The following is a 4330-nucleotide window of genomic DNA, read 5'->3' on the forward strand; positions in this document are numbered from 1 at the left end:
GGGGATCCCTGGCCTGACCTGCCCCTGGCCGAAGTAGCGCCCAAATTGCAGCTCGTACACCTCATCTTCATCTTGGGTTTCTACCCACAGCTCCGAGCGGGCATAGCCCACGCACAGCAGCCCATACCCCTGCTCCTTCAACTCCCGCGAAATGCCCATGGCTTCCGGCTGGTACAGGGATCCCCGCCGTACCCGCACCGCACAGGTGGTACAGGCGCCATTGCGACAGGCAAAGGGCAGTTGGATCCCTTGGGCCTCGGCGCTGGCCAAAATGTATTGATCCGCCGGCACCTGGATTAGATAGTGAGTGTCCCGTTGGCGGTCATGGATGTGAACCGGGTAAGAAGGGACAGAAGAGGAAGAACGCATGGGGAAGTGGCCTTTTTGCAGAGCAGAAATCTTTTTCATGATTCCACAGGATTTTAACCACTACCCCACCAAACCTGAACCGGCTGGGGATCCCCAGGAGCTGAAGCCGATCTGTTGGTGGGTCTAAAGATAAACAAACAGACCCCGAGTTGGTTGTTGAGATAAGCTAAAGGTAGGGCTCCCAAGGAGAGCATCCCATGCTGGAAACCCCCAATGCCAATCTGGCCTCACTGGAAAAACCATCGTCTTCCCTCTCTGCCGAAACCCTCAACAAGCTGATCGAGAGCAATGCTGAAAGTCGGCCTTGGGGGAGCTTTACAGTGCTGGAAGAGGGCCCTGGCTACAAAATCAAGCGGATCGTGGTTTTGCCCAAGCATCGCCTTAGCCTGCAGTTGCACTACCATCGCAGCGAACACTGGATCGTCGTTGCCGGCACCGCCAAGGTCACCTGCGGAGATGAAGAAAAGCTCATTACGGCCAACCAATCCACCTACGTGCCCCCTTGCACCAAGCATCGCCTGGAGAACCCTGGCGTCATCCCTCTGGTGATTATTGAGGTGCAAAACGGCCAGTACTTGGGCGAAGACGACATTGTCCGCTTCAGCGACGACTACGCCCGGGTTAACGGTGGGCAAAAGTAGCCAATCCCAATGGCCTAGGCGAGCTTTTGGCTACTGAGGATCGCGCTCCTCTAGAACAGCATCACCAGCAGGGCAACCACCAACAACAGCACAGCCCACATAGCCTGCCAGAAGGGATGGTAGCTGGTGAGTAGTTGGCCATGGCGGGTTTGGAAGCGGGCCAGATCCAGGTAAGGGGCCACCCCCCGTCGGAACCACCCCACTGCGGATCCCTCTTGGCCGATCAACCCCCCTGCCTGGCGCGCTCCAAACAGGAAGTTGCCCAGCGGCCCAAAGCGGGAAGCATAGCGTAGGAAGATCATGCCGGTCTTATCCTGGAACTTGAGATCGGAGCCAAAGCGATAGCCCGGATCCCCTCGCCCAATCACCCGCCCCTCCAACTGCATCGGCAACCCGCGCAAGGGGCTGGCGTAGGGATTGCTCATGGCCTTCAACACGGTCAACGCTGGCGGGTTTTCCAGACTGGGGTACATCACCGTCATCTTCAGCAGCAGGCCCAAGCCCACCCCCATCAGGGTCAGCCCGGCAAGGATGTCATAGAAGCCCATCCGCAAAGCCGGGATCCCGAGCAGCGCCCCCACAATCGCCCCCAGCCACTCGGCGTTCAACAGCAGCACATCCAGGAGGAAGTTCCCGTAGAGCTGCTGCCGGTTGAGCTGCTTGCCCTGGGCTACCACGCTGGCCATATCGAACTCCACCGGCAGATCCAGTTGCTCCGCATAGGTGCCCAGCGCCCGCACCCGTTTGCCCGTGAGGGGATGGGTGGAGTTCAGCTCCATCCACCAGGCCCAAGGGTTAAACAGATCCCACAAAAATACCCTGCCCACCTGGCCGGGATCCGCCGCCACCCGGTAGGCCGTCCCCGCCGTAACAGCCGCCTTGGCATCGTAGATCCCCAAAGCCCGCGTTCCTTCCAGCAGGCGAGCACTGCGCTGTCGGGTTTCCTCATCCCGCTCCCGCTCTCCCTCTTGCACAATGCCGTAGGCAATTTTCACCAAAGCCCGCGAGAGCCCATTGGGGTTGCCGGTGGTTTCGGCAGCAAAGTGGTCGGCAAAGTACTCCCGCACCCGCGACAGATACAGCAACAAGTAGGAGCCGGCCACATAGAAAAAGTAGGCGACCAAGGCCAGGGAGCGGAGGCTGCCCCTTTTGCCGTTGTCGCGCGCATCCCGCATGTAGACGTAAAGAAGGTAGAGAATCTGCACCAACGTGGAAGCCAGGGTCATGACGGCGAAATCCCAGTGGATCACATGCCCCAGCTCGTGGGCATAGACCGTAGCCACCTCTTCATCTTCCAAGTAGGTGAACAATCCTTCGCTGACAACAATGCGGGCCGTGTCCGGCAGGCTGCCATAGGTGAAGGCGGTGGGGTTTTGGTCGCGGATCAGCCCCAGCTTCGGCTGCTTCAGCTTGTACTGTCGGCAGACCCGTTCAATGACCTCCGCACTCTCTGGGCTGCGACGCCCGATTTCCGCCAAGCTCACCCACTCGGTGCCATAGAGGCTGTGCTGGATCCAGTCCATCAGCCAGGGAGACAAGAAGAAAATCAAAGCGTTGAAGGCGAGGGTGAGCAGAACGGCAAGGATGAAAAAGCCCAAGGAAAATCCCCCCTCTGAGACGCCCAAGATGGCCAGGAAAAGCACAAACACCATGCCAAACAACAGGCTCAGAGTCACGCCTGCGGCCATTGTCAGGTTGCCGGCAAAGCTGGCCAACATTAGCGAAACCCCCACCTGAGGGGCGCGGTAGCTGCGCTTGGTTTGTCCGGTTTTGAGACCTGAGGTGGCGGGATCCAATTCCGCTAGGGTGCGGCTGGGGTTGAAGCAATAGCGGCTCAGCCAAACGCTCAGTAGACGCAGCTCGTGGGGATTCAGGCTTTTCAGAGGCTCCAGCCACAGGGCCGCTTCCACCGACAGCATCACCGTCGAGACGGCGCTGGGATTGCGAAACAAGGTGGGCAAGAGGGGCAGAACCTCCTGTTTTTGCCCAGAAGTGAGGCTGTGAAAACCCAAAACCGCCTGGCGGAGCAAACCAGGCGGCTGAGGAAGGTCGGCAGTAAGCAACTGGCGATCGCTGACAAAGCAGTAGCGGCTTAGATCCGGACTCTCCGGGGACTCCGTCCCACTGACGGGTTCGCGAGAGGGTCGCGTAGCGGTAAAGTGCTCTGCACTGCTAACACGACCGGGATCCACCTTGTCTGTCGCCGGCTCCGGATCCAGCCTCACCTGAGTTTTCCAGTCGGCAGCCTGCTGGCCCATGGGGCGGCTGTAGAGGGCCAACCGTTTGACTTGGGGGTAGCGAGTGGGAATCGCCTTCTGGAACCAGGCCGTCAACTCCTCATAGTTGAGAGCAAGGCCGGCAGGGCGGTTGATCATAATGACAAGGGCATAAGCCTTGGGAGTCTCCTGGAGCGGTTGGGCTTTGGCCTGTAACCTAAGGCGGGGATTGGCCAGCGCCTGCTCCAGCCACTGCACCACTTCCTGTTCGTTCATGGCCCTCTCCCGGATCTAGTGGGGTGAAGAAGATCAACTATTCATCAACCATTCAACTGTTGCCTCGGTTGCCGACTGCCGATTGGCCTCACGGGAGCTATTCTGGCATTTCCTCCCGTTGACGGGATCCCCATCCTCCTACCAGCCCAGTACAGTTCCCCTTCTGGGAAAGCATGAGAACCTGAGCTTTGGGAATTTTTGGCTATAAAATCGAGCGCTGCCCTTCTGGGCTGATACCAATAATGGTGAGCTGGCAATCCAACACTTTGAAACCGTACTTTTCTGCCACCTTCTGGGTGATGTTAAGAATGGCGTTGTTTTTGAACTCGATCACCTTGTTGGTCTTGACGCACACCAGATGGTGGTGGTGGTGGGGGGCCGGCTGGTTGATCTCGTAATGTTTGTGCCCTTCGGTCAGTTCCAGTTCTCGCAAAATGCCCATGCGGGACATCAGCTTGACGGTGCGGTAAATGGTGGAAAGGCTAATGTTGTGGCCTTCTTCCCGCAACTTTTTGTGCAACTCCTCCGCGCTCAGATGCGTGCCCTCAGGCAAGTTTTGAAACGTTTGCAGGATGATCTCCCGCTGCCGAGTGGCTCGCCAGCCTTTGGCATTGAGCTCTGCCTTGAACGCCTCTTCGGTGTAGACCATGATGCCGCCCCTCCGCTGTTGGGCAACGTCGCCGTAACAGTCAATAAGTTCTGTAATTGATAATAACTTCATTTATGACGACACCACCCGACTTGGTTGCTGAAGACATCGTTCAGGCTCAGTTCAGGCCCAATAGAACAGGGACGCAAGTAAACTACCCGACCCTGACTGCTTCGCAG

The 4330-nt window shown here is 58.1% G+C and carries 4 protein-coding genes; 1 reads left to right on the top strand and 3 read right to left on the bottom strand.

All coding sequences use genetic code 11. The features are described from left to right. Positions 1–369, bottom strand: a 369-nt coding sequence (locus tag NW856_RS00045; protein WP_414398414.1) for a 2Fe-2S iron-sulfur cluster-binding protein, incomplete at its 3' end; no start/stop codon positions are given. A 197-nt stretch (positions 370–566) separates the two neighbouring features. Here NW856_RS00045 and NW856_RS00050 point away from each other — a divergent pair. Next, positions 567–1010 (top strand): phosphomannose isomerase type II C-terminal cupin domain, encoded by a 444-nt coding sequence (locus NW856_RS00050; RefSeq protein ID WP_414398411.1) that lies wholly within the window; start codon positions 567–569, stop codon positions 1008–1010. Positions 1011–1060: 50 nt separating this feature from the next. On the opposite strand, the gene NW856_RS00055 is transcribed toward NW856_RS00050, so the two are convergent. Together NW856_RS00055 and NW856_RS00060 are read right to left on the bottom strand one after the other, a co-directional pair. Beyond that, a complete protein-coding gene (locus tag NW856_RS00055) occupies positions 1061–3502 on the bottom strand; it encodes a M48 family metalloprotease (protein ID WP_414398412.1) in 2442 nt (813 codons plus the stop codon). Positions 3503–3704: 202 nt separating this feature from the next. After that, complete coding sequence (locus NW856_RS00060) at positions 3705–4151, bottom strand: Fur family transcriptional regulator (protein WP_011433855.1); 447 nt, start codon at positions 4149–4151, stop codon at positions 3705–3707. Positions 4152–4330 lie beyond the last annotated feature (179 nt).

It is taken from the genome of Synechococcus sp. R3-13 (assembly GCF_047462195.1).
Taxonomy (GTDB): Bacteria; Cyanobacteriota; Cyanobacteriia; order Thermostichales; family Thermostichaceae; genus Thermostichus.

Excerpts from the sequence above, each read along its gene's own strand:
- NW856_RS00050 (WP_414398411.1), top strand. The coding sequence starts at position 567 with ATGCTGGAAACCCCCAATGCCAATCTGGCCTCACTGGAAAAACCATCG.
- NW856_RS00060 (WP_011433855.1), bottom strand. The coding sequence starts at position 4,151 with ATGGTCTACACCGAAGAGGCGTTCAAGGCAGAGCTCAATGCCAAAGGC.
- NW856_RS00055 (WP_414398412.1), bottom strand. The coding sequence starts at position 3,502 with ATGAACGAACAGGAAGTGGTGCAGTGGCTGGAGCAGGCGCTGGCCAAT.